This is a genomic window from Desulfotalea psychrophila LSv54 (assembly GCF_000025945.1).
Classification (GTDB): domain Bacteria; phylum Desulfobacterota; class Desulfobulbia; order Desulfobulbales; family Desulfocapsaceae; genus Desulfotalea; species Desulfotalea psychrophila.
The window spans coordinates 3,073,028-3,097,588 of the sequence record NC_006138.1; the positions used below are offsets into that span (position 1 = coordinate 3,073,028).

The window sequence follows — 24,561 nt, forward strand, 5'->3', positions numbered from 1 at the left end:
TCACTATATGACAAAAGGTCCTTCTAACATGAAAAATTAAAGGGCTAAAAAATCACCCTCTGGCAACGCTAATCCCGCTCAGCGCCACAGTGCTGGCAGTGAGGCAGAAGGGCATGACGAATCTTATGGCAAACCGGACACTCCTCATGAAGGCAGGTACCGCAGGCAGGACAGGTATATGCCTCATCCTCACCGAGGTACTCCCTCTGCAGGGCTACCTTACCCACTGTCCTTCGGGTCCAGTAGAGAAACTTACGGGGCCCGCGCCGGATGGGATACTCACAGACCGGACAGAGAAAACATTCATAGGCCTCTCGATACTGTTTTGTCAACCACTGTGCCTTAGGAAAGGCCACCACCCTGATAAAGTGGATAAGGAGTCTGGCCACCGCAATAAGGAGAACGCCGATGAGAATATACTTAAAATATTTTTTAGGGAAATACTCATGGATGACCAGGGTGACCTTGAGCAGGGTCGCTCCCCCGAAGGCGAAAAAAAGTGGGAAATAGATACTTCCACGTTTTTTAAGGATCAAAATGGCGGCCAGAACGAGAAGAGGAAGGAGGATAAGGAGTTGCAGAGCCGCAAGCTTCAACCTATGGGCCCGATTGAGCCTATTATACTCTGCCCGAGCGGGTTTGCGTTGCTTATCCAGGCTCTGTTCCAGGGCCCTCTTCTCCCCTTCAAGCCCTTGCTTTTCGGCCATCAACTTCGACAGCTCCGTACTAAAGCCCTGATAGTTTTCCTGACTCTGGAGAAATTTGCTCAGGGTGGTTGAGAGATCACTCTGCTCCGTATCCGGCAGGGCAACTCCCTTCTGAATGCTCAGTTTCTGCAGCTCAATAAGCTGCTGGATGGTCTGCTGAAGGTTCTGGGAGCTATCGCCGACAACCCGCTGATCCTCCTTCATGCTGACAATCCGCCGGCCCAGATCGGTTATCTCCCCCTTAAGGGTTGTGCTCTTCCCCACCAGAGCAGAATCTATATGCTGTTTCTCAATCTCCACATAACGCGGCCCCCTGATGGACTTGATATCCTGCACCAGAAAACCAAGAGACCAGAAGATCAGAACGGCCAGACTCAGGGTAAAAAAATGGGTGGCAAAACGATTTATCCACGGCCCCTTGGGCTTCTGTTCACTCTTCATCCCTCATCCCCTCTTCTATGTTTTGTTGATTGATCTGGTGATCCTGCCGTTTAACACCGATTTTGCAATAGGCTTTGATGGGCACGCTCCGCTTCGCCACTTCGCCACTTCGCTACCGCTTCGCTGTTGCCCATCCTACGGGCTGTGCCCATAAGGAGGGCGTAGAATCGTGCTAATCCAGGCTAGTTAAACTCTACCATAATCTGATATACCTGTGGATTCAGTCTCTGCATATATTTATTGTCCGAGGAGAATCCCCCATCTCCCATGATCTGCCTGTAATCCTCCCCATCCCTATCTCCTGTGGCGCGGAGCCTGATAATTACCCGATTTGCAGTCCCGCCAAATGCCTGCTCAAGAAGACCACTTTTCCAGGAAAGCACCGTTCCACCATAATCCCAGCCAAATCCTGCCAGCTTAAATGGCCTGCCATTCAGCTCTTCTATCTCCTGCAGACTGCTACCCATGGCGATGCCGTGGACTGATCTCCATAGACGGCCATTAAGAGTTAGCCGAGCCGGAGCCGTCTGTCCCTGATCTTGCCAGAGTATCTCGACAGAGTCACCGGAGTCGGCAAAGAGAACCTCTGTGCCTGTCTCATACATACCCTCCCCCAGGCTTATGGGCGTATCCTTAACGGCCTCCTCTCCATAGATCCTTATCAGGTCAGACCTACCTGTCTGAGGCCCTATCTCCCCAACCTGATCCTTTGAGAAGAGAAAATTTCCTGCCAGGGCCGGGGCGGAGCAGAGGAGGATCAATAAAAGAGAGATTAAAAGAGATCTGCGGTGGATAGTTCCTAGCATGTTTTTCCTTTATGTGATTTATGATTTTTTGAGATTATATTAAATTGGTGGTTCAAGGGTCTGGCTTGGCAAAATGGCGGGATTACCACCGATTTTGCAATAGGCATTGATGTAGGCTGGGCAGCAGTGCAACGGCGAAGCGGAGTGTGCCCATCTTCTGCTCATCGCCAAGACAGACTTATTTTTTGAATTTTAACAAAAATAGTCTGCGCCCTTTTCAACAACACCTTAGCAGATCGGCAGGCTTTGATGGGCACGCTCCGCTTTGCCCATCCTACAGACTGTGCCCACAAGGAGGAATCTCTCATCAAACCATCCCTGCCCGCCTGAACTACCATCTCACCCGCCTAATCTTTTGAAGAAAGAAAATCACCTGCCGAGGCAGAGGACAGAGAAGAAAAACAGGGAGAAATATTAAAATAAATATGCGGTGCGCAGTTCCTCACATTTTTTAGTAGCGTTGTATCTGAGGGTATATACCCACAGGTTGAGCAATTCTTGAATAGCATTTTGTAGTGCAATTAGTATATTTTCTATTTAAGAAACCCATAGAATTTACTAATAGATGACGCAAGAAGGCTGCCTGCTACACCCACATTTATATCCCACGCAGTTGTACCCGTTTTAGAAATCATTTTTTTTACCCAAGTTGACACATTGCTACCGAAATTTCTTATTTTATGTTCTTCACAATCCTTGTCTAAGACTATAGCATCATTTAATTCATTTATATCTTTAGTACTTACACCATTTTCTCTAAGCAATGACTTCAAAGATTCTAAATCTTTTTTACTAACAACGTTGTTTATATTTTGCGAATTAGAATTACCTACAACTATTGTAGTATTATCGCCAAATACTGCGTTATTAAATAGCTCGGACACACCAACCTCCTTTGACCTTGTTTTCATAGATTGAGAATCTAACTCTTCCGTAAAATTTTCAGAAACATCAAGCATAAACCCAAGCAGCCTCGAGGTCACCTCAGTTATAATTTGAGTCATTGCACCAGCTGAATAACACCCCCAAGCTGATTCCACATAGAATTTGTCAGCCAGCCCGTTAGCTATATAACTATACATTTCAGGGGCTATTGTCATTTTAATATCACTTCCCCTAGAATACTCCTCTACAACAGCAATACTTTTTGTCATGTATGCTGTTTCAATTTTATCTCTGAGGTCATCTTCTAAATGCAAAGTTGGAAGAATATGATTTGTGGCTCGACAAAAACCATTACTGATATTGCCTTGTACTGTTAATCGCAGAATTCTATATTCAGGTAGCAAATCTTTGTTTGGATATCCTTGAAGCTCCCCGTTTACCCATTCAAGTAATTTTTTCTCTCCAAGTTTATGAAGCAACACTTTTGTTTTTAGCAAAGCCCCTGACAAATTAGACTCACCTGAGCTAAGCAATTCAATTATATCTTCAATTATTTTCATATTTTTATGTATGACGATTAGATAATTGTATTATTGAGTGACAAGAAATTATTTTTCCTCTTTTATATGTTTTGCGATAAATCAATTTACAGAAAATGTCCATCTACACCTACCAACAGCCTCTCTACCCCAACTATTTAAAACCTAAAAAATACTAGCACCACCATTACTCCATCGCAAGGATATTGACAAGAGGGGGTTAGTAGCACAGGGAGAGGTGGAAGCAGAGAAAGTGCGCGATTCACAAAAAAAAGGTTCGGGAGGCAATGAGGGCGAAAATATGGGAGGAAAACTTGACTCAAAAAGGGGCTGGTCTAAATTTTATCTCTACATTTCAAATGTTTGTCCAGACAAACAGTATTTAGCAACGACACAATGAGCAGATAGTCACTACTGAATGGCTCTGTTAGCAATGAACAGGCCTTACTTTTTCTAAAATTTTACTGTTGCCTATTTTTCATTTTCCCTGTCATATCGATTGTTCTGTAGATAAGGATTTTTATGTAATTTTATTTTGAAAGGAAGAGACAATGGTGAATATGCTCAGGTGCTCTATTATTTTATACATCATACTCCTCCTCTCTCAATGCCTTCTCCTACTCTTAGTTGAAAGCGACGGGCTCAAACTCCTCGTCCTAGCAAACTGCATCCTCACCCTCCTGCTGAGCGGCGTACCTTACCTCCATCATCGGCAGAGAGAGTTGGCCGACAGGGACCATGAGGCAAGCCCGGCGAAGAGGGAGATCTCTTGGCCAGTATTTCAAAAAATAGTTGAAGATATGCCCATCATGTTTGATGCTGTGGATGAAAACGGGGTGGTCCTCTTCTGGAATCGGGAATGCGAGAAGGTTACCGGATACAGCAGTGAAGAAATTGTCGGCAACCCCCATGCCCTGGAGCTCTTCTACCCAGATCGGCTTCAGCGCGCCAGAAACCTTGCAGAGTTCCTTCAGTTCAACGGCAGCTACCGTGACTGGGAGGTGGACCTCCTCTGCAAAGACGGTACAACGCGCACCATCTCCTGGTCAAATACCAGTCGTGAAGCCCCCATCCCCGGCTGGTACACCTGGGGTACGGGCATAGATATCACCGAAGACAGAAGAGCAGAGCAACTCCTTATGGAGCTTGCCAGCCGGGACGAACTGACAGGACTGCTTAACCGACGAAAGATAATGGAAATTCTTGATACAGAGATCAAAAGGGCCGCAGACAACAAGACAGCCCTGACCCTCTGTCTGGTGGACATCGACCACTTCAAGAAGGTTAATGATGTTCATGGGCACAGTGCCGGAGATACAGTTCTTAGATATGTGGCTGATACCATCAGAAGAGGCATTCGTAAGGCGGATAGGGTGGGACGTTATGGTGGTGAAGAGTTCTGCATCCTCCTGCCCCATACCTCCATTTCCGAGGCCAGCTTAGTCTTAGAGCGCATCCGCCAAGACATAGCAGCCATGACCTTTCCCCTGGATTCAAGTGACGAGCTTTCCCTCTCCATAAGCCTTGGACAGGTTCAGTATGCTCCAGCCATAAGAAGCCCCCGCCAACTGATCGACCTTGCCGACACCGCCCTCTACCGGGCAAAACGATCCGGCAGAAACAGACTCTGCACTGCTGAAGCAGATCTACCATTCAGCAAGCTACAAGAAGGGGCTGATTGCTCTCTCAGCGGGGTATAGAGACATGATTCTACTTGCCCCGGCCATTCCACCGAAGGAGAAATGGTCGAGGAAGACAAAAAACTAAAGGTGATAGTAGTCGCGAAACCAGGCTACGAACTGCTGAACACCGTGCCGGAGTGAGGTGGCCGGTTTATAGGCAAAATCACGGACCAGATCATCGACATTGGCATAGGTGGCCCGGACATCGCCCGGTTGCATAGGCATAAAATTCTTAATCGCCTTTTTCCCCAGGGCCTCCTCTATGAGCTCAATAAAGTAGAGGAGTTTCTCCTTATTGTTATTACCGATATTATAGACCCTATAGGGGCAGTAGGAGGTGGCTGGATCTGGATTCTGGCCAGACCAATCAGGGTTTGCCTCCGGCTGTTTCTCTATAACCCGGCAGACACCTTCAACAATATCATCAATATAGGTAAAATCCCGTTCCATATCACCATTATTAAAGACATCGATGGCTCTCCCCTCAAGAATCGCCTTGGTAAAGAGGAATGGGGCCATATCAGGTCGACCCCAAGGGCCATAGACGGTAAAAAAGCGAAGACCGGTGGTGGGCAGGCCGTAGAGATGACTATAGGCATGGGCCATCAGCTCATTGGCCTTCTTTGAGGCGGCATAGAGAGAGACGGGATGATCAACATTATCATGCACCGAAAATGGCATATTGGTATTGGCACCGTAGACCGAACTGGAAGAGGCATAGACAAAGTGTTTCACCCCGCTATGCCGGCATCCCTCAAGCAGGTTAACAAAGCCGACAATATTACTGTCCACATAGGAGTGGGGATTTTTCAGGGAGTAACGCACCCCCGCCTGGGCGGCAAGGTTTACCACCGCATCAAAGGAGTGGTCACTGAAGAGTTTTTCCATGGCGCCCCGATCGGCAATATCCAGCTGCAAGTGGGTAAAGCCCTCCCCCACGGCCTGGGTCTGCATCCGGTCACGCTTGAGTTGAGGATCATAGTAATCGTTAAGATTATCAAGCCCCACCACCTCGGCTCCGGCGGCAAGTAACTGACCTGAAAGACGCGCTCCAATAAAACCTGCTGCCCCCGTGACCAAGACCTTTTTTCTTATTACCATTTCCCCTCTCCTCTCAGCCCAATGGGGCCATTAAAAAACCCCGGAAATAGGTTCCGGGGTTCCCCTGTTTCAAACATGCAAAGAGCTCCGACGGAGATCAATCGTCGAAATCCCCTTCCGGTCCCTTATCGACCACCAGGGTCTTGGCTCGGGCAATAATTTTTTCCTTGGTCCACTCTGCCGGATCTTCAATTTGCTCTGCCTTGGCCTCTAAATCATAGGTATCCATTTCAACCAGAAGCTTACGGGCAATGGCACCAGTTCCAGCAGCATTGAATACATTTGTCAGCAGATCATAGGAAAAATCGGCTACCAACTTAATCATTCGTTCCCGAATGGGCTTTGGTTGGGCCATGATCTTCTTCTCAAAGTGAAGATTGAGCCACTTATAGTTATCGGCACTGACACCATCGGCATCAGCATAGGCAACCATCTCCTCCCAAAGTTCTTCAGAGAGTCCTGCCCCCTCTATCTTTTTAAAGTGACCAGCATCGTCAATAATGGCATTGCCATAGTCATTGACCTCAACACCCCAGGCAACCATCTGCAGGGCCGTTGCTACATTGGCCTTGGTGGTATGAGTACCTGCAGCAATGGCACGAAGCTTTTCAGAGTTATTACCAGAGGTTCCATGCTGAGCACCGGACACGCCATAGGGTGCCAAGGCCTCGTGAATCTGAGAGGTAAGCTCCACCTGAATTCCCTGACCACTGGACTCAATACCATGGGTAGAGCCATTATTAAGTGCGATCCAATCGGCAAATATTCCATGAGCATTGAGGCCCCTGATCAAAAAAGTGGCATCATCAACGGTGGAAAGCCCTTGGGCTCCCTTAATCTCACCCACCTCTGTTTCAAGCCCTGCCCAGGTAGGAATATATTGGCAAAGATCAATATTAGCCAACAGATTCAGGTCGTCAGCCATATGGGAGGCATCAATGGCAACGGAGGTCACACCTGCCTCAAACATAGAGGGCAGTTCCATACGGGCATAGGGTAGATCTGCCTCGGATTTGATCACATAGTGATCAGCATGGATGGCAACGGGCACGGTTACACCAAGCTCATTACAAACGGCATCAACCTGTCTGGCAATATTATAAAAATTTGTCGGGCAGTAGTTACATTCTGAACGGGCAATCTCAATAATCACTGCAGCATCGGCACGCTGAGCTGCCTCTAAAACGCCACGGATAATAATGTGATTCCGGCCATTAGCCGCAATGGTCATCGCACTTCCCTTAGCCTTCAGGGCCCGATCAACAACCTTGCCACTCACCAGTAATGCCTCAGAATTAGGGAACAACTGTACTATATTTGGTGGTCGACCAACCTCCAGTGCCTTTTCAAAATATGCATCCACTGACATATTAAGTCTCCTTATAAAATTGAACTCATTTAAATAATTTTAACCTGCTTAGACGACAGGTAGGGGAGATATCTAAGCCCTCCCCAACACCCACACACCATTTAGGGGCCTTGCAAATGCCCCCTACTACACATACCAGGATGAATTTCATCCCAAAGATAAGCAAAAACTCCGCTGGCAACGCTGACTGTAATAAAATTCCACAGCTCCTCGAAGTCAGGGCTTACCTGATCATTAGCGAAATTGCCAATCTTTTAAACTATCCTGTTGCTTTAATTTATTTTATCCTCTGTGGCAACACCAAAGCCTTTAAAACCTTTACGGCCAAAAAGCCATACCACCACCACACTTATCTCATAGAGCACCATGAGAGGCACTGCCATCATCAGCTGATTAACCACATCCGGAGTAGGAGTCAAAATTGCCGCCACTATAAAATCAATTAAAATGGCATATTTTCTATTTTTATTGAGAAAGGCAACATCAACCACCCCTATCTTTGCCAAAAAAAGCATAAATATCGGCATTTCAAAGATAAAGCCAAAGGCAAGGAGCAGACGGGTTGCAAGGGTGAAATATTCACTCACCCCGGGAAGGGATGTTAAGAAATCATTATTATAACCGACCAGGAATTTAAAGGCAGGAGGAAATACCACAAAGTAACCAAAGGCCGCACCGCCAATAAAACAGAGCGTTGAAAGAAAGGAGAAGGGAATCAGGATACGTCTTTCGTGTTTATAGAGACCTGGGGTAATAAAACGCCAAATTTGTGAGAAGATAACCGGACTGGCCAGGAGAACGCCGCAAACAAGGGCGAGCTTTAGGTAAAAAAAAACCCTTCTTGATATGAGGTGAAAATCAAAGAGGTATCGCCCGGCAGCACCGCAGTCAGAGGAGCAAAGAACCAAACACCAATCGGTTTTATCACCGAATAAGAGAGGCCGAAGCCCACTATTATCGCAAGAAAAGAGATCACCAAACAGGAACGCAGTTCCCGCAGATGTTCGGTCAGGGCCTGAGATTCAAAATTTTCACTTGTATTCTGGGAGTTCATAGGGAAATATTAGTCTATGTCCTTGCAGAAAAAAAAGGACAAATAATTTTTTCATTTTCAGGGGATTTAAAATTGCGTGTCAGCTCTATTAGCAGAGGTCTTCTTCTACAGAAAAACTATCCATTAAATACCATTGACTACCTTTTTTTGCAATGAATTGCATCCAGAGGCCCGAGACCGACAGGCCTGCATGGTTTGTCTACATCGTTCAATGTGCTGATGGCACTCTTTATACCGGAATCACAACCAATATAGCAAGGCGTATTACTGAACACAATAGCTCCGCCAAGGGAGCCCGTTACACCAGATCCAGAAGACCAGTGATGCTAGTCTACAGGGAGACATGCAGGGATCGTTCTGAAGCCAGCAAACGGGAGTATGCAATCAAACAGCTCTCCCCCACCCGAAAAAGAACCCTGGTTAAGGCAAGCGAAAAAGGGTTTTCAGCAATATATTTCCCTAGTTATAGCATAAAAGGACAGTAGAAAGACCAATGGCAAACATACTGGTAGTCGATGATGAACGGAGCATGCGTGAATTTTTCAAGATACTCCTCCATAAAGAGGGATATAAAGCCTATACCACAGCTAATATTAACGAGGCAAGGGAGATCTTTTCCCAAGAGCCAATCGATCTGATCATCACTGATATCCGCATGCCCAGCGGCAGTGGTTTTGATCTACTTGAAAACATCCGGGAAGAAAACCCTCACATTCCCATTATTCTCATTACCGCCTTCACCGAACCCAATGATGCCCTCCGGGCCATGAAGAATGGTGCCTTTGACTATATTAGCAAACCATTTAATATTGAAGAAATTAAGTCTGTAGTAAAATCTGCTCTACAAAAAAGCAACTGTTCTGCCCCCCGAATGGTCACCAGTCACTTTCCAGAAATTATTGGTGAAAGTCGGGAAATGCAGAAAATTTTCGATATAATAAGCCGAGTTGCCCCCACTCCGGCAAACATACTTATCCATGGAGAATCCGGGACGGGCAAAGAGCTCGTTGCCCGAGCTATCCAGCAAAAAAGTCTGGTTGCCCAAAAGGCCTTTATCCCCATCACCTGTAGTGCAATCCCCGAAGAGCTGATGGAGAGCGAACTCTTTGGCCATGTCAAGGGAGCCTTTACCGGTGCGATTACCGCCAAGACAGGCCTCTTTGCCGAGGCCAATGGTGGCACCGTATTTCTTGATGAAATAGGAGAACTCCCCCTTCACATCCAAATCAAATTGCTCCGGGTTTTACAAGAGAGAGAGATAAAGCCAGTGGGAGGCAATCAGATTCAGAGCATCCAGGTCCGGATCATTGCCGCCACCAACAGAGTTCTTGAAGAGGAGATAAGGGCCGGCCGCTTCCGGGAAGATCTCTTCTACCGTCTGGCCGTTGTTCCTATCCGAGTACCACCTCTTAGAGAACGTAAGAGTGATATTCCCCTTCTAGCTCAACACTTCCTTAAAAAATACTCACGCCTTCTGGGAAAGAAGGTCCAGGAAATATCATCCTATGGCCTGGAGGTTTTAATGAAGTATGAGTTCCCCGGCAATGTCCGGGAATTAGAAAATATCATAGAGAGGGCCGTTGCCCTGGAATCATCCAATATTATCCTCCCGGAAAATCTTAATTTTTCTGCCCCCAATATCCTGCGGGAAGAGAGAGCAAGAGATAATAGCAGAGGTTTCCAAGCCCTCTCCTGCGAAGAGGAGCTCTTTGACCTTGGTCTTGAAAATATCATGACCCGTCTGGAAAAAAATCTTCTCCAACATACCCTGAAGAAGACCAATAACTCTAAGATAAGGGCGGCAGAACTCCTGCAGATAAGCTTTCGTTCCCTGAGATATAAAATTAAAAAATATAAAATAGAACCAGCTGAATAGGGCCCCTATGACAAGCCAAAGCCTAACCGTTAAATACTTTGCTGCCAAACAGCTCCAGTGGGTTCTCCTCCTTCGCGCTGTACTCTATAGCTTTTTGCTGGCCATTAACTTCTTCCTACAAAGCAAGGCTGAGACAATAACAATGCCCTACCCCCTGGCCCTGCTCCTGCTCGGGGCCGTATATTCTAGCAGCATCTACTACGGAAAAAACCTGGAAAACTTTACCATTATCCCCCAAAGATTTATTCTCGGCCAAGTCTCTTTTGACATTCTCTTTGCCAGCATACTTATCTACTTTACAGGTGCATCCTACTCAACCTTTTCCTCGGTCTTCTTTTTCCCCATTATCGCAGGAGCACTGTTACTCCCCGGAATCAGGAGTCTGGCGCCAGCAGCAGCCGCCACATTCTCCTATACGATCATCCTCCTCCTTGAGGCAATAGGCATAGTCCCTGCGTATTTTTATCATTTTTCTCTCTTTACCAGCAAAACGGCCATTACCATGCTCAACCAATTTTCAACCCATGGTCTCACCTTTTTCCTTGCTGGCAGCCTCAATATGCTTCTAGCCCTTCGCCTGCAAAAAACAGAAACAGCTCTCTCGGACTCTGAAGAAACACTTGAAAGCCTCTCCCATCTCTATAAGCAAATTTTCGACAACGTCTCCACGGGAATCATAACCATAAACCCCCGTGGCAGCATCACCTCTGCCAACAACTCAAGTCTGAAAATTTTAGGTAAAAAAGCCGCTCAGGTCTCCGGGAAAAATATATTCACAGTGCTACCGGAAATTGATTTAACTCCCGGTAAGCAGAGAAAAAGTTTTGACTACCCCATGGGAGAAAATCTTCTTCGTATTGGCTATTCAGCCATGTTTTTAGAAAATTCTACAGACGCAGAAAAGAGTAGGGAAGAGAAAGATAAAATAATTACCTTCCGTGATATCACAGAGGTTGAAAGATTAGAAAAACAACTCCGCCAAGCAGAAAAACTTGCCGCCATAGGCACCATGAGCGCTAGCATCGCCCATGAGTTCCGCAACCCCCTGACCGCAATTTCCGGTTCTGCCCAGATACTGGAGGAAGATTTGATAAACCAAGCAGGGGAGACAACTATAAGCTATGAACTCTGCGCCATAATACTGCGAGAATCAGACAGATTACTGGAGACAATTTCAAATTTTCTTATCTTTGCTAAACCTGAACATTCCGAATATAATTGGTTTTCTTTGAAAAAATGCGTGAAGGAAATTTTGGCAAGCAACAGAACCAACCCTCTCTGGCCCGAGAGCTGTCTCATTGAGGTAAAAATAGAGCAACAGCTTGATCTCTGGGCCGATAAAAACCAAATACAGACCACCCTTAACCATCTGCTGGATAATGCCCTCTGTTTCTGCCCCCGAGGTAAGGAAAAGATAAGAATAGAGGCCCATGAATATTCGATCGGAGCGGGAAAATTCGTCCAAATAAATATCGGCGATAATGGTACGGGGGTGGCATCGGCAGAGATGAGGAAAATTTTTGAACCCTTCTACACCACCCGAGCGGACGGAACAGGACTGGGACTGAGCATTGTCCACCAATATGTGAGCGCCCACAAGGGCAGAGTAGCAGTAGGGAAGAGTCCGCTGGGAGGGGCGGAGTTCCAAGTAAGCCTCCCCCTTCCCGAGCCGCCTGAATAAAGACAGAGAAGAGTACTAATCCTCCTCCGGAAAAACAAAATTACCCTTTTTACCATCGAAACGAAAATACTCCGGCCGGACATAAAAGGTACCTGTCCCCTCGGGCTGAACCCCTTGAAGCATCCCCTGAAGCCAAACCTTTTCCCCCGTTTTCATCTTCAGAAATTGGGGATATCCTTCCAGGTCAAGCTCACAGATAATGTTTGCCCCAAAGCCCGTTTCCGAGGTGTCAAAGGAGACCTTGGCCACAGCACCTTCCACAGAATCAATGGCAAAGAAATAGACAAACCAACCCACGGGCAACAGATCTGGCTGCTCACCTGCCGGTAGAGCCTGCATATCTCCATATGCCCGGATGCGGTCCAGTATCTCAGTGGGACTTATCTCTGTATAAAAGCCCTTAGCCGAGCCCTTACTCTTTCCCTTATCACCCTCTCCCCCTTCCTGACCATTGCCTTGCTCCGTTTTTTTCAGTTCTGTAACGGTATCAGCAGGCCCCTGCTTGTCCTTCTTAGAAGAGCCGCCCAGCTTATAGCCAACGAAGGCCAAGGCGAGAAAAAAGCAAAATACCAGGACAATGATAATAAATTCTCTGTTTCTCTTCATCCAGCCGCGTAACTTCATCTTATCTGTCTCCCAGATTGCAAAAGTATAATAAGACTTTATCGGCCAGAAAACAGATATCTTAAAGGGCGGCGAGACATTAGGACTGCTCTTTCCAGACCCGAGCACCAAGGCCTGTCAACTTCTCCTCAAGCTTTTCATAGCCACGCTCAAGATGATAGATACGTCTCACCTCCGTTTGGCCGGTGGCGGCAAGACCTGCTATAACCAGAGAGGAGCTTGCCCGGAGATCCGTTGCCATAACAGGAGCACCAACAAGTCCCGCGACACCATTGCCGGTAACCACAGCACTGCCGCCGTTAATCTTAATATCGGCATTCATCCTTTCCAGCTCGGCAACATGCATGAATCTATTTTCAAAGATAGTCTCGTTAACCACGGAACTACCGGTGGCAAGGCACATAAGGGCCATAAACTGTGCCTGCAGATCCGTTGCATAACCCGGATATGGCATGGTCTTAATATCCACGCAGGAGAGATCAGAAACAGTTTTCCCCTCGGGAAAGGATATAGAAATAGTGCTCTCGTCCGCTTCCAACAAGAGTCCTGTGGCCCGAAGTTTGGTCAAAAGGGCTGAGAGATGTTCAGGTTGGCAATGAGTTACCTTGCCTGCGCCACCGCTTGCAGCAATGGCGATGAGATAGGTGCCTGCCTCGATTCGATCGGGAATGATAACACAATCTGCTTGGCCAAGCTGTTCTACCCCATGAATGGTCAGCTCGTCGCTGTCCCGACCTTCGATACGAGCGCCCATACCCACCAGCATATCCACCAGATTAGCAATCTCAGGCTCACGGGCAGCGTTTTGCAGTACGGTAGTACCTTCGGCAAGTGTTGCAGCCATAAGCAAATTTTCGGTTCCCGTTACCGAAGGCACATCAAAATAAATTGTCCCTCCCTGCAGGCGACCGTCCACCTCGACATCCACATAACCATGTTCCTGGATACACTTTGCCCCCAGGGTTTCAAGACCCATGAGGTGGAGATTGATGGGTCGGTCGCCAATGGCACATCCACCGGGCTTAGAAACACGAGCCTGTCCAAGACGGGCGACAAGAGGGCCGAGAACAAGCACAGAGGCACGCATGGTGCGGACTAGATCGTAGGAGGCCTCACAGTGCTTCAGGTGGGTGCTGTCAATGGTAAGAACATCCCCATCACGTTGACTGGTCACCCCAAGCTCAGCCATGACCTGAAGCAAGGTCTTAGTATCACGAAGTTCGGGAACGTTGCGCAAAATATGCTTACCAGGAGCAAGCAGAGTTGCTGCCATAAGGGGCAGAGCTGCGTTTTTAGCACCACTAATTTTCACAGAACCGTGGAGTGGGCGCCCACCCTCAATAAACAATTTTTCCATTTTTCAACCCTTCTCTCTATAAATAAAATATCGGTATATGATTAGTTATGGGATAGCAAACGAGCGTAGAGCACTCGATCCCGCCGGGCATAATCTTGCAAAACATGCACATCTGTAAAGGATGATCCATCGCTGCCGGGCTCTGCAAAGAGATCGGCTATGGCAGCACCCTGATCTGCACCGAACTCTATAAAGACCTCACCACCAAGGCTTAAATATTTGGGAAGATCATCCCGCATACGCCTGATAAAGTCAAGACCATCGCCTGCGCCACCGTCAAGTGCCAGATGGGGTTCATAGGAGGCGACCTCAGGTTCCAGCTCATGGGCGATGGCCCCGCGACTCACATAGGGAGGATTAGAAACAATCAGACCAAACTGATGCAGGGGCTCAATATTTGCAAAGAGATCACTTCGAATAAAATTAATGGCGACATGGTGACGATGGGCGTTAAAACGGGCAACCTGCAGAGCCTCCTCGGAAATATCCACGGCCACAACAGGTCGTCCTAACTCCTTGGCCAGGACAACGGCAATAACACCACTGCCGGTACAGAGGTCAAGGACAGGAGTTACCGATTCCCGCCAGGCACCAGCGCTTGCCAGAACCTTCTCCAACATAAACTCTGTTTCAGGACGGGGAATGAGGACATGGGAATTTACCTTGAAATCCAGGGACCAAAATTCCTGCTCACCAAGAATATAGGCCAAGGGCTCACGCTGCACACGCCTTGCCAACAAAAGGTTAAAGGCAGCCTCAGACCCAGAAGAGACAGGGTTCTCCGGATAAAGAAAAAGCTCGGTACGTGTCTTACCCAAACAGTGTCCAAGTAATAACTGCACATCCACCAAAGCACTTTCAACACCGGCTTCAGCGAGGACAAGAACCGCTCTTTGCATCAATTGGGCAACATGCATTTGATTTATTAGAAAATTTTGATGTTCTGGAAAAAGATATGGGCCTGAAGAAGATCTAAAATGATCTCCAGGCCCATAGAAATTTACTCGAGGTCTTTAAGCTTTTCTGCCTGATCATGAGTAATAAGAGGATAGATAACCTCATCAAGGGAACCGCCCATAATAGTTTCCAACTTATAGAGGGTCAGATTAATACGATGATCCGTTACCCTGCCCTGCGGAAAGTTATAAGTTCTAATACGCTCACTTCTATCACCGGTACCAACCTGGCTCCTGCGAGCCTCGGAAATCTTAGCGTTATGCTCGCTTTCCAGCTTATCAAGCAAACGGGCACGCAGTACGGTTAAAGCCTTGACCTTATTCTTATGCTGAGACTTTTCATCCTGACAGATAACCACCAGACCAGTGGGAAGGTGAGTAATACGAACAGCAGAATCTGTGGTATTAACACTCTGACCACCCGGGCCCGAAGAACGAAATACATCAAACTTCAGCTCATTCATATCAATATGCAGCTCGACCTCTTCTGCCTCGGGCAAGATTGCCACGGTAACAGCAGAGGTATGAATACGTCCCTGGGTCTCTGTTTCAGGTACACGTTGAACGCGATGGACACCACTCTCATATTTGAGCTTTGAAAAGACCTGCTCACCGGAAATAAGGGCAATAATCTCCTTGAAGCCACCAATACCAAGTGGATTCGAGCTCATCACCTCAACCTTCCAACCCATGGTCTCAGCAAAACGGGTATACATTCTAAACAGATCAGCAACAAAGAGAGCCGCCTCATCACCGCCAGCACCAGCACGGATCTCCAGGAAGGTGTTCTTCTCGTCGTTAGGATCTTTAGGCAGAAGGATGATCTTGATCGCTTTATCAAGTTCAACAATCCTGACATTCAACTCTTCAAGTTCCGCCTTGGCAAGCTCTTTGAGATCTGGATCTTCCCCGTCATCATGGAGAATAGCCTTATTATCCTCAACATCCTGACAGGCGGTTTTATACTCCTTGTACACCGTATTGAGCTTACTCAGATGGGCATGCTCACGAACCACCTTTTGAAATTCCTTCTGATCATTTACAATTTCCGGATCAGAAAGCTTTCCTTCAAGATGTTCAATTCTATTATCTAGATCATCAAACTTATCAAATAACATGGGGCCCTCGGAGAATAGCGCTAATGGAAGCCAAGGCTAGATCCTGTCATTATACGCTAGAGGTATAGGTATCGTAGCAATGGAATTAGCAACAACAAAAAAGATCACTGCTGGCTAGAATAAGATTTATTCTCTGCCCAAAAAGCAGATTTTAACAGCGGTAACATAGAAAAAAGCCCATGCCAACAACGTTAGCATGGACTTTTTTAGTGGTACAACAAACTGCAAACAGCTTATGCTTCGGCTTTCTTCTCGAAATGCTTTGCATAACGTTGCTTGAACTTCTCGATACGTCCTGCTGTATCAATAAGCTTTTGCTTTCCGGTGAAGAAAGGGTGACAAGCAGAACAAATCTCTACCTTCATCTCTGTCTCAACAGAACCAAGTTCTACTTCGTTGCCACAGGCACAAACCGCGTTAATCTTGTGATATTCTGGATGTATATCTTTTCTCATAACCCTTTATCCTCCAACACACCATCAATGTGATATTCAATTTTCAGCAATGTGATATTATTTTTTTAACAATAATTACCTAAACGATAATCACGCATAATACCCTTACATTTATTTTTTTCAACTAAAAAACTTACAACTAACAGGATGATTATCTTTTTTTATCAAAAAAACAGCCAATTACCCGTTCATATTATCAATAAATTCTGCATTTGTCTTATGATGCTTCAACTTATCCATAAGAAAATCCATACAATCTGAGGGATTCATGGCATTAAGAATCTTCCTGAGAATCCAGATACGATTTAGCTTATCCGGCTTCATCAACAGCTCTTCTTTACGAGTACCAGAACGTCGAATATCAATGGCAGGAAAAATTCTCTTATCTGCCATCTTACGATCAAGTACCAACTCCATGTTACCCGTACCCTTGAACTCTTCGAAGATAACCTCATCCATGCGGCTTCCGGTCTCGATAAGGGCCGTAGCTATGATGGTGAGACTGCCACCTTCTTCGATGTTTCGAGCAGCACCAAAAAATCTCTTTGGACGATGCAGGGCGTTAGCCTCAACACCACCGGATAGAATTTTACCACTTGCAGGAGTAACGGTATTGTATGCCCGCGCAAGTCTTGTAATACTATCAAGCAGAATAACAACATCTTTTTTATGCTCTACCAATCTCTTGGCCTTCTCAATAACCATTTCAGCAACTTGAATATGTCGCTGTGGTGGTTCATCAAAGGTAGAACTGACAACCTCTGCAGCCTTAACCGAACGGGACATCTCGGTAACCTCTTCCGGACGCTCATCAATAAGCAGTACTATCAGGTACACCTCTGGATGATTGCGTACAATTGTATTGGCAAGTTTCTGCATAAAAACAGTTTTACCAGTACGGGGAGGAGCTACAAGCAGGCCACGTTGTCCCTTACCAATAGGGGCAAACAGATCCATTGCCCGTATGGAATAATTATCTGAATCGCAGTCTAGATCAAAGGCCTCGTCGGGATGAAGAGGGGTGAGATTACCAAACAGAGTCTTCTGTTTAGCTGCCTCGGGAGAATCAAAGTTGACACTCTCGACTTTCAAAAGGGCAAAATATCTCTCGCCTTCCTTAGGGGCACGCACCATACCGTCAATGGTATCACCTGTTCTCAAATTCAACCTGCGAATTTGCGATGGAGACACATAGATATCATCTGGACCTGGCAAGTAATTATAATCAGGAGCCCGGAGAAAGCCAAAGCCATCTGGAAGAATCTCCAGAACTCCGCTTCCACGCATCTTGCCTTCTTTATCAGCCTGGGCCTGCAGAATTGCAAAGATCAGCTCCTGCTTACGCAATATGCTATAACCCTCAACATTCAATTGGCGCGCAAGTTGTACCAGGTCTCCAATTTTTTTCAGCTTTAATTCCGCCAGATTCATTAATTCTCCTCTCCTCTAAAGGCATTGGCAGGATACATATCACTCATACGATCAGACATTTTATTTACACTTCAGAGATATTTTTTTAGTGAAATATATCAAAGACTATCGATATAAATCGTATTCAAGCACATTTATTAGCAAATAAGGAAGAAGCTGACACACAGATAGCTCGGAAAAAAACACGCTAAAAAAATTTCTGCTGGTTTGGAAAGAAAAATTTCCGGGTCTTCCTAAGGGGATGCAGGCTTATATAAATGAAGAATAGTGGTTTGCGGTTAACAAGTTGAGTCGGTAATAACCGAATTTGATTTTCAACAATCTTGTTCCTTATACGTAGTACAGCTTGCGGTGTCAAGCACTTTCATCATACAAAGAGGCTTTTAGCTATTTTTCACCGGCTAACAAAATGCTAGCCACATAATTACTTCTTTTTTTCTATTCTGTCCGCCACGAAAAACAGAATCTGGCTGTATGTCGCCGCAAAGAGCCCATCGTTATTAATGATAAAGTCAGCACGGGCCTCCTTAATAGCAAGCGGCAGTTGAGAGGCTATGATGCTCGTGGCCAAACTGGCCCGAACATCATCCCTACGCATAGCCCTGCTTATGGCAATATCCTCAGCTACCGATACCACAATGACCATATCAAAATCATAGGACTGATCGCTCTCAAAGAGTAGCGGTATTTCAGCAACCAAATGTTTATCACAGACATCTGCCCGCAAACCAGCATCGACAATCTGCCTATGGGCAAGGGGATGCAGGATGGCCTCTAACTCTTTTTTACTGGCCGGATCAAGGAAAATTTTTTCCCGTACCGCCTCCCGATCCACCTCTCCATCCTCAGAGAAATAGTCAGGGCCCCAAAGTTCCTTCAGCTGTTGCCAGCCCGTAGCCCCCACCTGCAACTCATTCTTACAGGCAATGTCGGCAGAGATAAAAAAGCAGTCCAGCAGAGTCGTTAATACGGCACTGACGCTACTCTTTCCTGAACTATAACCACCTGTCACAGCAATCTTCATAAACTACTCCAAAGCTCCAGACCAGTCCATATCCTCAAGGACCTCCTGAAAGTCCTGCCACAACGGAGCGGTAAAGCTCATCGTCCTTCCCGTCACTGGATGAGGGAGGCGCAAACGCGAGGCATGTAGCATCTGTCGAGCAAAGGCAGGGTTCTGTCTCTTTGAACCGTAAACCTGATCACCTGCAATGGGGCAACCAATTGAGCTCATATGCACCCGTATCTGGTGAGTTCTGCCTGTCTCAATATGTACTCTGAGAAGGGAATAGGGACCATCCTTGGTTTCAAAGACCTCCACTACCTGCCAATTTGTTGCGGCAAACTTACCTGTTCGCTCACTTATTGCCATCTTTTGCCGATGCACTGAGTGACGACCAATGGGGGCAACAATACGTCCTTCATATTTTTTGGGAATGCCACAGACGAGGGCATGATAGACCTTATATACCTGCCTCTCCTTAAAAGAGTCCACCAGGGTGCGCAAACTCCTTTCATCCTTGGCTACCACCATCGCCCCCGAGGTATCCTTATCAAGGCGATGAACTATGCCTGGACGGATAGCATCTCCAACACCGCCAATTTCCCGACAATGATAGAGAAGGCCATGAACCAGGGTCCCTTCGGTATTACCATTACCCGGATGCACAACTATCCCCGGTGGTTTGGAAAGAACAAGCAGAGAGTCATCTTCATAGATAGACTCAAAATCAACCTGCTGAGGTTCCAAGCTCAGAGGAGGCGCCTGCCACAGAGCACAGGTAACAGTCTCTCCCTCCTTCAGACGGTAGCTACTCTTTTTCACCTCGTCATCAACAAGAACCAACTCTTTTTTATTGGAAAGAGTTATGAGGGCCCGAGAAACATCGGGCAGAGAAAAGGCCAGAAATTGATCCAGGCGCGTTCCACGCTGATTATACGAAACAGAAAATTCAAACTTCTGCTGATCGGACACACTATTTTCTATATTTTCTGAAGACAAGGGAAGCATAGACAGATGGGGGGGGAATAATAACTAAGAATCAAAAAGAGCCTGCATATTTCTCACGAAATACAGAGACTCTCTTTTCGACAGATAAGTACTGGTAAAAAAACAAACTAAGAAAAAATTGCGTCTATTTGATCACTCATTGCCACTTCTTCAATTTTTTTAGCAAGAGAGAGCTCTTTAACAAGTAAGCCCTTGGCTGTGTCGAGCATTTTACGCTCGCCATAGGAGAGATCTTTATCAACGCTGAGCAGAAAGAGATCACGAAGAACAGCAGCAACTTCATGCACAGAACCAGTCTTAATTTTTTCCATGTAATCACGATAGCGACGATTCCAGGTCTGAGAGCCCAATTCCACATCTCTATCTTCGAGAATGGTAACGACCTCACTTACCTGCTCTTCGCTGACTATGGCACGCAATCCGACTTTCTCACTGCTTGCAGTTGGGATCATAATAGTCATATTATTCCCCATAATCTCCATAACGTAGAAAGACTGATCGGTTCCAGCAACGGTCTGGGTTTCCACAGATTTAATAACACCAACACCATGGGCTGGATATACAGCCATATCACCTGCAACAAACACTGATACTCTCCCTATCATTTTTTACAGCTCCGCACTATCCGGACAACTTTGGTTAGCAGGCCCAGAACAACAAGGCAGGCTAAAAAACAAACATTTACAGGGATTACTAAAGCACCGAAAACAAGAAAAACATTCGGCAAAATTTACAAGAAACAGTCAATTAAACTTGTCTCTTACATCCCTTGAGCTTGTTTCCTGAAGGCATAAAAAACGCCCCCAACTAACAAGACACTCGTTTACTATACCATATTTAGCGCAAATTTTCTCGGTTTTTCGACGTTTTGCCCAGCTAGAAGCAAATAAGAGCGCTTACCAAGGGGGATCTCTACCTTAAACTATTCAAAACAGTTGCAGCTGCAGCAGGAGAATCCCGAAAAAATGTCTCTAAGCCTGCCGCTATGGCATCATATCGTCCAACAATAATATCAAGTTGCTCAGCTGAAAATGGCGCCAGCACATATTTATCAACGGGTATCTCGGGATGAATACCATGCTTTCCTGGTCGCCCCACCCCTATCTTCAAACGATAATAATCGACAAAGCCAAGGGAGGAATTAATTGACTTGATACCATTATGCCCGCCTGCTCCCCCACCGCGGACCAACTTCACTCGCCCCGGGGCCATATCAATATCATCATGAATAACGATAATATTTTCAGCCACAATCTTAAAAAAACGTACATACTCGGCCACGGCAAGACCACTCCGATTCATATAGGTAAGCGGTTGCATAAGGGCAAGAGAATTGCCCGCCACCCTGGCCTTACGAAAAGTAGAGTTATATTTTTCTATTGAATTACTACCGGACCAACGAGAGGAAAGATCATCAAGCAACAGACTACCGGCATTATGCCGCGTATCCTGATACTCACGCCCTGGATTTCCAAGGCCTACAAGAAGATATTCGTTTACACCCATGATTTCTCCTGGATAAAAAAAATCCGAGAAAGGACAAACCTTTCTCGGATTCAAAATCTACAGAGGCAAGCCACAAACTACATAGCAAGATTCCGAAAATTACTTAAGAACAGCAACCATAACTCTAGCTGCAGGTGTTACCATAACAACATTTTCTGCCAAGGCAACATCTGCTACGGTGAGTTGCTCATCAATTGCAAGGTCAGCAATATTAATAACAAACTCGTTTGGAATATCCAAAGGCTTAGCCTTAAGAATAACACTGGTAAGATGGCTTTCCAAACGACCACCAAGATCAACACCCTTAGGAGTTCCCTCGAAGGTCACAGGTACGGTGAACTCACGCGCCTGATCAAGATCAATTTCACAGAAATCAACATGAACCAAGGCATCGGTAACAGGATCACTTTGTATTTCAGCGATAACAACATTCTTCGCGTCCTGGCCATCAACGCTAAGACTTACAACAGTGTTAACTCTAGAAAATTCCAAAAGTTGTGTCATCAAGATCTTCGCATCCATCTGCAAAGGCAAGGCTGCTTTACCTGCACCATAAACAACGGCAGGAGTAATTCCTTGCTGACGAAGACGACGCATAGGGCCTTTACCAAAAGCTTCTCTTACAGAAGCGGTCATTTCTACTTGAAACATGTATTTTTCCTCCGGCTACTCTCCCATGCATTTCCACATGGTACCATTGCCAACAAAAAGAATTTATAAAATATTATTAAACAAACAAAGAACTTACAGAATCCTCATTATGGATTCTTTCAATAGCATCTGCAAGCAATGCTGAAACAGACAACTGCTTAATTTTCGGGCAGTTCTTTGCCTCTTCCCCTAAAGGAATAGTATTAGTTACCACAAAGCTCTTCAGATCAGAATTGGTAATTCTCTCTACGGCAGGCCCTGAAAGAACAGGGTGAGTACAACAGGCATGAACCTCTTTAGCACCGTTCTCAAGAAGAGTCTTGGCACCATTACAAATGGTACCCGCAGTATCCGCCATATCATCCATCAAAATGGCTACTTTACCCCTCACATCACCGATAACATGCATCGCTTCACACTCATTGGGACGATCACGACGTTTATCAATAATAGCAAGACCGGTATTCAAGCGTTTAGCAAAGGCACGAGTTCTCTCAACGCCACCGGCATCGGGAGAGACCATAACAACATCCTCACCAAACTCCTTCTTAATATGCTTAAGAAGAACGGGCGCAGCATAGAGATGATCAACGGGAATATTGAAAAAACCTTGAATTTGTCCTGCGTGCAGATCCATGCAAAGAACACGACGCACACCCACGGCCATAAACATCTCTGCAACAACTTTTGCGGAGATAGGCACACGGGGAGCACTTTTTCGATCCTGGCGAGCATAACCGTAATAGGGAACAACAGCAGTTATTCGTCGAGCAGAAGCACGCCTCAAGGCGTCGACCATGAGCACCAGTTCCATCAAGTTATCATTTACAGGGGTGCAGGTGGGCTGAACGATAAACGCGTCAGTACCACGAACATTTTTCTTGATCTCGACAAAAATCTCGCCATCACTGAATTTACGCACGTCAGCTTCGCTAACCTGCATACCTAAATGGGCAGCAATCTCATCGGCCAACTGCGGATGAGCGTTACCTGAGAAAATTTTTATTATATTTGGCATGGTAATCTACGTAGAAGAGAACGGAAAACTAATTAATTGAAAAGATTGGCTGGGGCGGCAGGATTCGAACCTACGCATGCCAGGATCAAAACCTGGTGCCTTACCGCTTGGCGACGCCCCATCCTCACAAATTGCTTTCGCAACGAACATCTACAGCCGCCCAAAGAACAAGAATAATTCCAAGAACACCTGCAAAATCTTTTTGACCCTCGCGGAGCCATAAGCATTTCCGCGAAGTAATGTACCAAATCTACGCAGCAGTTGCAAGCATTTTTTGTTCACCTGTTAAAAAACAGGTAACAAAAGTGGCTGGGGCGGCAGGATTCGAACCTACGCATGCCAGGATCAAAACCTGGTGCCTTACCGCTTGGCGACGCCCCAAACCATCAAACTGCCTGTACTGCAAAAACCTTCTCACCATACTTGCAAGACAGAACCTTACAAACCTGGTTAATTTTTTTCTGCCCCACGGACCTCTGAAAAACCCCAAAAACCGTAGAACCACTTCCAGACATCATCACCGCCGAAGCACCATTGGCTTCCAAGAGACTTTTCATCTCGTCAATAGCCGGACACAGATCACTAACAATCTCTTCAAGATCGTTATGCATGTAATCCAGCAAAGAGGCTCGTTCGTGCACCCTGAAAGGACGCGCAAAGATATTTCTTTTTGGACTTAATGTCAACGAAAATCTTTCAAATATTTCTTTTGTTGAAATAAAAATCCCAGGATTAACTAGAATAAAATCAAATTCTTTCGTTGATTCAAGGGGCTGGAGAATATCTCCTATGCCTGTGGCAAATGCCGCCGACATCTCCGAAGCAAAAAAAGGCACATCGGCCCCCAGAGGACGGGCCATTTCAATCAACTCCTCTTCGCTAAACTCATTGTCCAAAAGCTGATTCAAGCCTCGGAGCACAGTACCGGCATCACTGCTACCACCCCCAAGACCTGCCCCGACGGGTATATTTTTCTCAAGACTTATGCGCACCCCCCGCTGCCCCACCCGGGAACTCCTGGCGAGATAGGCAAGGGCCGCACGCACGGCAAGATTTTTTTCATCAAGAGGAATATCACCATCACTGCAGACAAGACTCACCCCAGACTGCTTCGTCAAACAGAGCTCCAGCTCATCATAGAGACTGACCTTTTGCATATGAGTTGCCAGATCATGGTAGCCATCCGCACGCCGACTGAGCACCTGCAGAGAGAGATTGACCTTCGCAGGTGCACGCATATGTAGACGGGTAGCCACTTGAGCCAACTCACCTTCATTTCTATCCATTTACCAA

General features: G+C 46.2%; 23 protein-coding genes, 2 tRNA genes and 1 pseudogene. 5 read left to right on the plus strand and 21 right to left on the minus strand.

What is annotated here, in order from left to right; genetic code table 11:
• Positions 1 to 68: 68 nt before the first annotated feature.
• The 3 genes from DP_RS13765 to DP_RS13775 all read right to left on the minus strand — a co-directional run bounded on the left by DP_RS13765 (position 69) and on the right by DP_RS13775 (position 3,399).
• A complete protein-coding gene (locus DP_RS13765) occupies positions 69 to 1,148 on the minus strand; it encodes a zinc ribbon domain-containing protein (protein WP_011189953.1) in 1,080 nt (359 codons plus the stop codon).
• Between the two features lie 182 nt (positions 1,149 to 1,330).
• Positions 1,331 to 1,954 carry a hypothetical protein gene (locus DP_RS13770; protein WP_011189954.1) on the minus strand — a complete coding sequence of 208 codons (624 nt, stop codon included), beginning with the start codon at positions 1,952 to 1,954 and terminating at the stop codon, positions 1,331 to 1,333.
• A gap of 533 nt (positions 1,955 to 2,487) precedes the next feature.
• Positions 2,488 to 3,399: an AbiTii domain-containing protein gene (locus tag DP_RS13775; protein WP_011189955.1), complete on the minus strand. Its 912-nt coding sequence runs from the start codon at positions 3,397 to 3,399 to the stop codon at positions 2,488 to 2,490.
• 217 nt (positions 3,400 to 3,616) lie between these two features.
• Between DP_RS13775 and DP_RS18080 the strand changes: the two genes are divergently transcribed.
• Entirely contained in the window at positions 3,617 to 3,778 is a 162-nt protein-coding gene (locus tag DP_RS18080) for a hypothetical protein (RefSeq protein WP_156792315.1), read from the plus strand.
• A 151-nt stretch (positions 3,779 to 3,929) separates the two neighbouring features.
• Positions 3,930 to 5,078 carry a sensor domain-containing diguanylate cyclase gene (locus DP_RS13780; protein ID WP_011189956.1) on the plus strand — a complete coding sequence of 383 codons (1,149 nt, stop codon included), beginning with the start codon at positions 3,930 to 3,932 and terminating at the stop codon, positions 5,076 to 5,078.
• A 63-nt stretch (positions 5,079 to 5,141) separates the two neighbouring features.
• Here DP_RS13780 and DP_RS13785 read toward each other — a convergent pair whose 3' ends face one another.
• From DP_RS13785 to tatC, 3 genes and pseudogenes are all read right to left on the minus strand, one after another.
• Positions 5,142 to 6,161, minus strand: a complete 1,020-nt coding sequence (locus DP_RS13785; RefSeq protein WP_011189957.1) for an NAD-dependent epimerase — start codon at positions 6,159 to 6,161, stop codon at positions 5,142 to 5,144.
• Positions 6,162 to 6,258: 97 nt separating this feature from the next.
• Entirely contained in the window at positions 6,259 to 7,530 is a 1,272-nt protein-coding gene (locus DP_RS13790) for a class II fructose-bisphosphate aldolase (RefSeq protein WP_011189958.1), read from the minus strand.
• A gap of 272 nt (positions 7,531 to 7,802) precedes the next feature.
• Positions 7,803 to 8,584, minus strand: a pseudogene (gene tatC / locus DP_RS13795) (twin-arginine translocase subunit TatC).
• A gap of 152 nt (positions 8,585 to 8,736) precedes the next feature.
• Here tatC and DP_RS13800 point away from each other — a divergent pair.
• From DP_RS13800 to DP_RS13810, 3 genes are read left to right on the plus strand one after another with little or no spacing between them, the layout of a single operon-like run.
• Positions 8,737 to 9,069: a GIY-YIG nuclease family protein gene (locus DP_RS13800; RefSeq protein WP_011189961.1), complete on the plus strand. Its 333-nt coding sequence runs from the start codon at positions 8,737 to 8,739 to the stop codon at positions 9,067 to 9,069.
• Positions 9,070 to 9,077: 8 nt separating this feature from the next.
• Positions 9,078 to 10,460 carry a sigma-54-dependent transcriptional regulator gene (locus DP_RS13805; protein WP_011189962.1) on the plus strand — a complete coding sequence of 461 codons (1,383 nt, stop codon included), beginning with the start codon at positions 9,078 to 9,080 and terminating at the stop codon, positions 10,458 to 10,460.
• 7 nt (positions 10,461 to 10,467) lie between these two features.
• On the plus strand, positions 10,468 to 12,141 hold the full coding sequence (locus tag DP_RS13810; RefSeq protein WP_011189963.1) for a two-component system sensor histidine kinase NtrB: 1,674 nt from the start codon (positions 10,468 to 10,470) through the stop codon (positions 12,139 to 12,141).
• Between the two features lie 15 nt (positions 12,142 to 12,156).
• Here DP_RS13810 and DP_RS13815 read toward each other — a convergent pair whose 3' ends face one another.
• The 15 genes from DP_RS13815 to ispE all read right to left on the minus strand — a co-directional run bounded on the left by DP_RS13815 (position 12,157) and on the right by ispE (position 24,554).
• The gene (locus DP_RS13815; RefSeq protein WP_011189964.1) at positions 12,157 to 12,765 is read right to left on the minus strand and encodes a hypothetical protein; all 609 of its coding nucleotides are present in this window, start codon (positions 12,763 to 12,765) and stop codon (positions 12,157 to 12,159) included.
• A 79-nt stretch (positions 12,766 to 12,844) separates the two neighbouring features.
• On the minus strand, positions 12,845 to 14,122 hold the full coding sequence (murA, locus tag DP_RS13820; protein WP_011189965.1) for a UDP-N-acetylglucosamine 1-carboxyvinyltransferase: 1,278 nt from the start codon (positions 14,120 to 14,122) through the stop codon (positions 12,845 to 12,847).
• A 41-nt stretch (positions 14,123 to 14,163) separates the two neighbouring features.
• Positions 14,164 to 15,039, minus strand: coding sequence for a peptide chain release factor N(5)-glutamine methyltransferase (gene prmC / locus DP_RS13825; RefSeq protein ID WP_011189966.1), 876 nt, complete (start codon positions 15,037 to 15,039; stop codon positions 14,164 to 14,166).
• An 83-nt stretch (positions 15,040 to 15,122) separates the two neighbouring features.
• Positions 15,123 to 16,196 (minus strand): peptide chain release factor 1, encoded by a 1,074-nt coding sequence (gene prfA, locus DP_RS13830; RefSeq protein ID WP_011189967.1) that lies wholly within the window; start codon positions 16,194 to 16,196, stop codon positions 15,123 to 15,125.
• A gap of 233 nt (positions 16,197 to 16,429) precedes the next feature.
• A complete protein-coding gene (rpmE, locus tag DP_RS13835; protein ID WP_011189968.1) occupies positions 16,430 to 16,651 on the minus strand; it encodes a 50S ribosomal protein L31 in 222 nt (73 codons plus the stop codon).
• Between the two features lie 180 nt (positions 16,652 to 16,831).
• Positions 16,832 to 18,082: a transcription termination factor Rho gene (gene rho / locus DP_RS13840; RefSeq protein WP_011189969.1), complete on the minus strand. Its 1,251-nt coding sequence runs from the start codon at positions 18,080 to 18,082 to the stop codon at positions 16,832 to 16,834.
• Between the two features lie 424 nt (positions 18,083 to 18,506).
• The gene (gene coaE, locus DP_RS13845; RefSeq protein ID WP_011189970.1) at positions 18,507 to 19,106 is read right to left on the minus strand and encodes a dephospho-CoA kinase; all 600 of its coding nucleotides are present in this window, start codon (positions 19,104 to 19,106) and stop codon (positions 18,507 to 18,509) included.
• Positions 19,107 to 19,109: 3 nt separating this feature from the next.
• Positions 19,110 to 20,057, minus strand: coding sequence for an RluA family pseudouridine synthase (locus DP_RS13850; protein WP_228130150.1), 948 nt, complete (start codon positions 20,055 to 20,057; stop codon positions 19,110 to 19,112).
• 143 nt (positions 20,058 to 20,200) lie between these two features.
• Positions 20,201 to 20,680 carry a CarD family transcriptional regulator gene (locus DP_RS13855; RefSeq protein ID WP_041278043.1) on the minus strand — a complete coding sequence of 160 codons (480 nt, stop codon included), beginning with the start codon at positions 20,678 to 20,680 and terminating at the stop codon, positions 20,201 to 20,203.
• A 325-nt stretch (positions 20,681 to 21,005) separates the two neighbouring features.
• The gene (gene pth, locus DP_RS13860) at positions 21,006 to 21,599 is read right to left on the minus strand and encodes an aminoacyl-tRNA hydrolase (protein ID WP_049785110.1); all 594 of its coding nucleotides are present in this window, start codon (positions 21,597 to 21,599) and stop codon (positions 21,006 to 21,008) included.
• Between the two features lie 99 nt (positions 21,600 to 21,698).
• A complete protein-coding gene (locus tag DP_RS13865) occupies positions 21,699 to 22,250 on the minus strand; it encodes a 50S ribosomal protein L25 (RefSeq protein WP_011189974.1) in 552 nt (183 codons plus the stop codon).
• 76 nt (positions 22,251 to 22,326) lie between these two features.
• On the minus strand, positions 22,327 to 23,268 hold the full coding sequence (locus DP_RS13870) for a ribose-phosphate pyrophosphokinase (protein ID WP_011189975.1): 942 nt from the start codon (positions 23,266 to 23,268) through the stop codon (positions 22,327 to 22,329).
• Positions 23,269 to 23,314: 46 nt separating this feature from the next.
• A tRNA-Gln gene (locus tag DP_RS13875) sits at positions 23,315 to 23,389 on the minus strand.
• 185 nt (positions 23,390 to 23,574) lie between these two features.
• A tRNA-Gln gene (locus tag DP_RS13880) sits at positions 23,575 to 23,649 on the minus strand.
• 5 nt (positions 23,650 to 23,654) lie between these two features.
• Complete coding sequence (gene ispE, locus DP_RS13885; protein WP_011189976.1) at positions 23,655 to 24,554, minus strand: 4-(cytidine 5'-diphospho)-2-C-methyl-D-erythritol kinase; 900 nt, start codon at positions 24,552 to 24,554, stop codon at positions 23,655 to 23,657.
• Positions 24,555 to 24,561 lie beyond the last annotated feature (7 nt).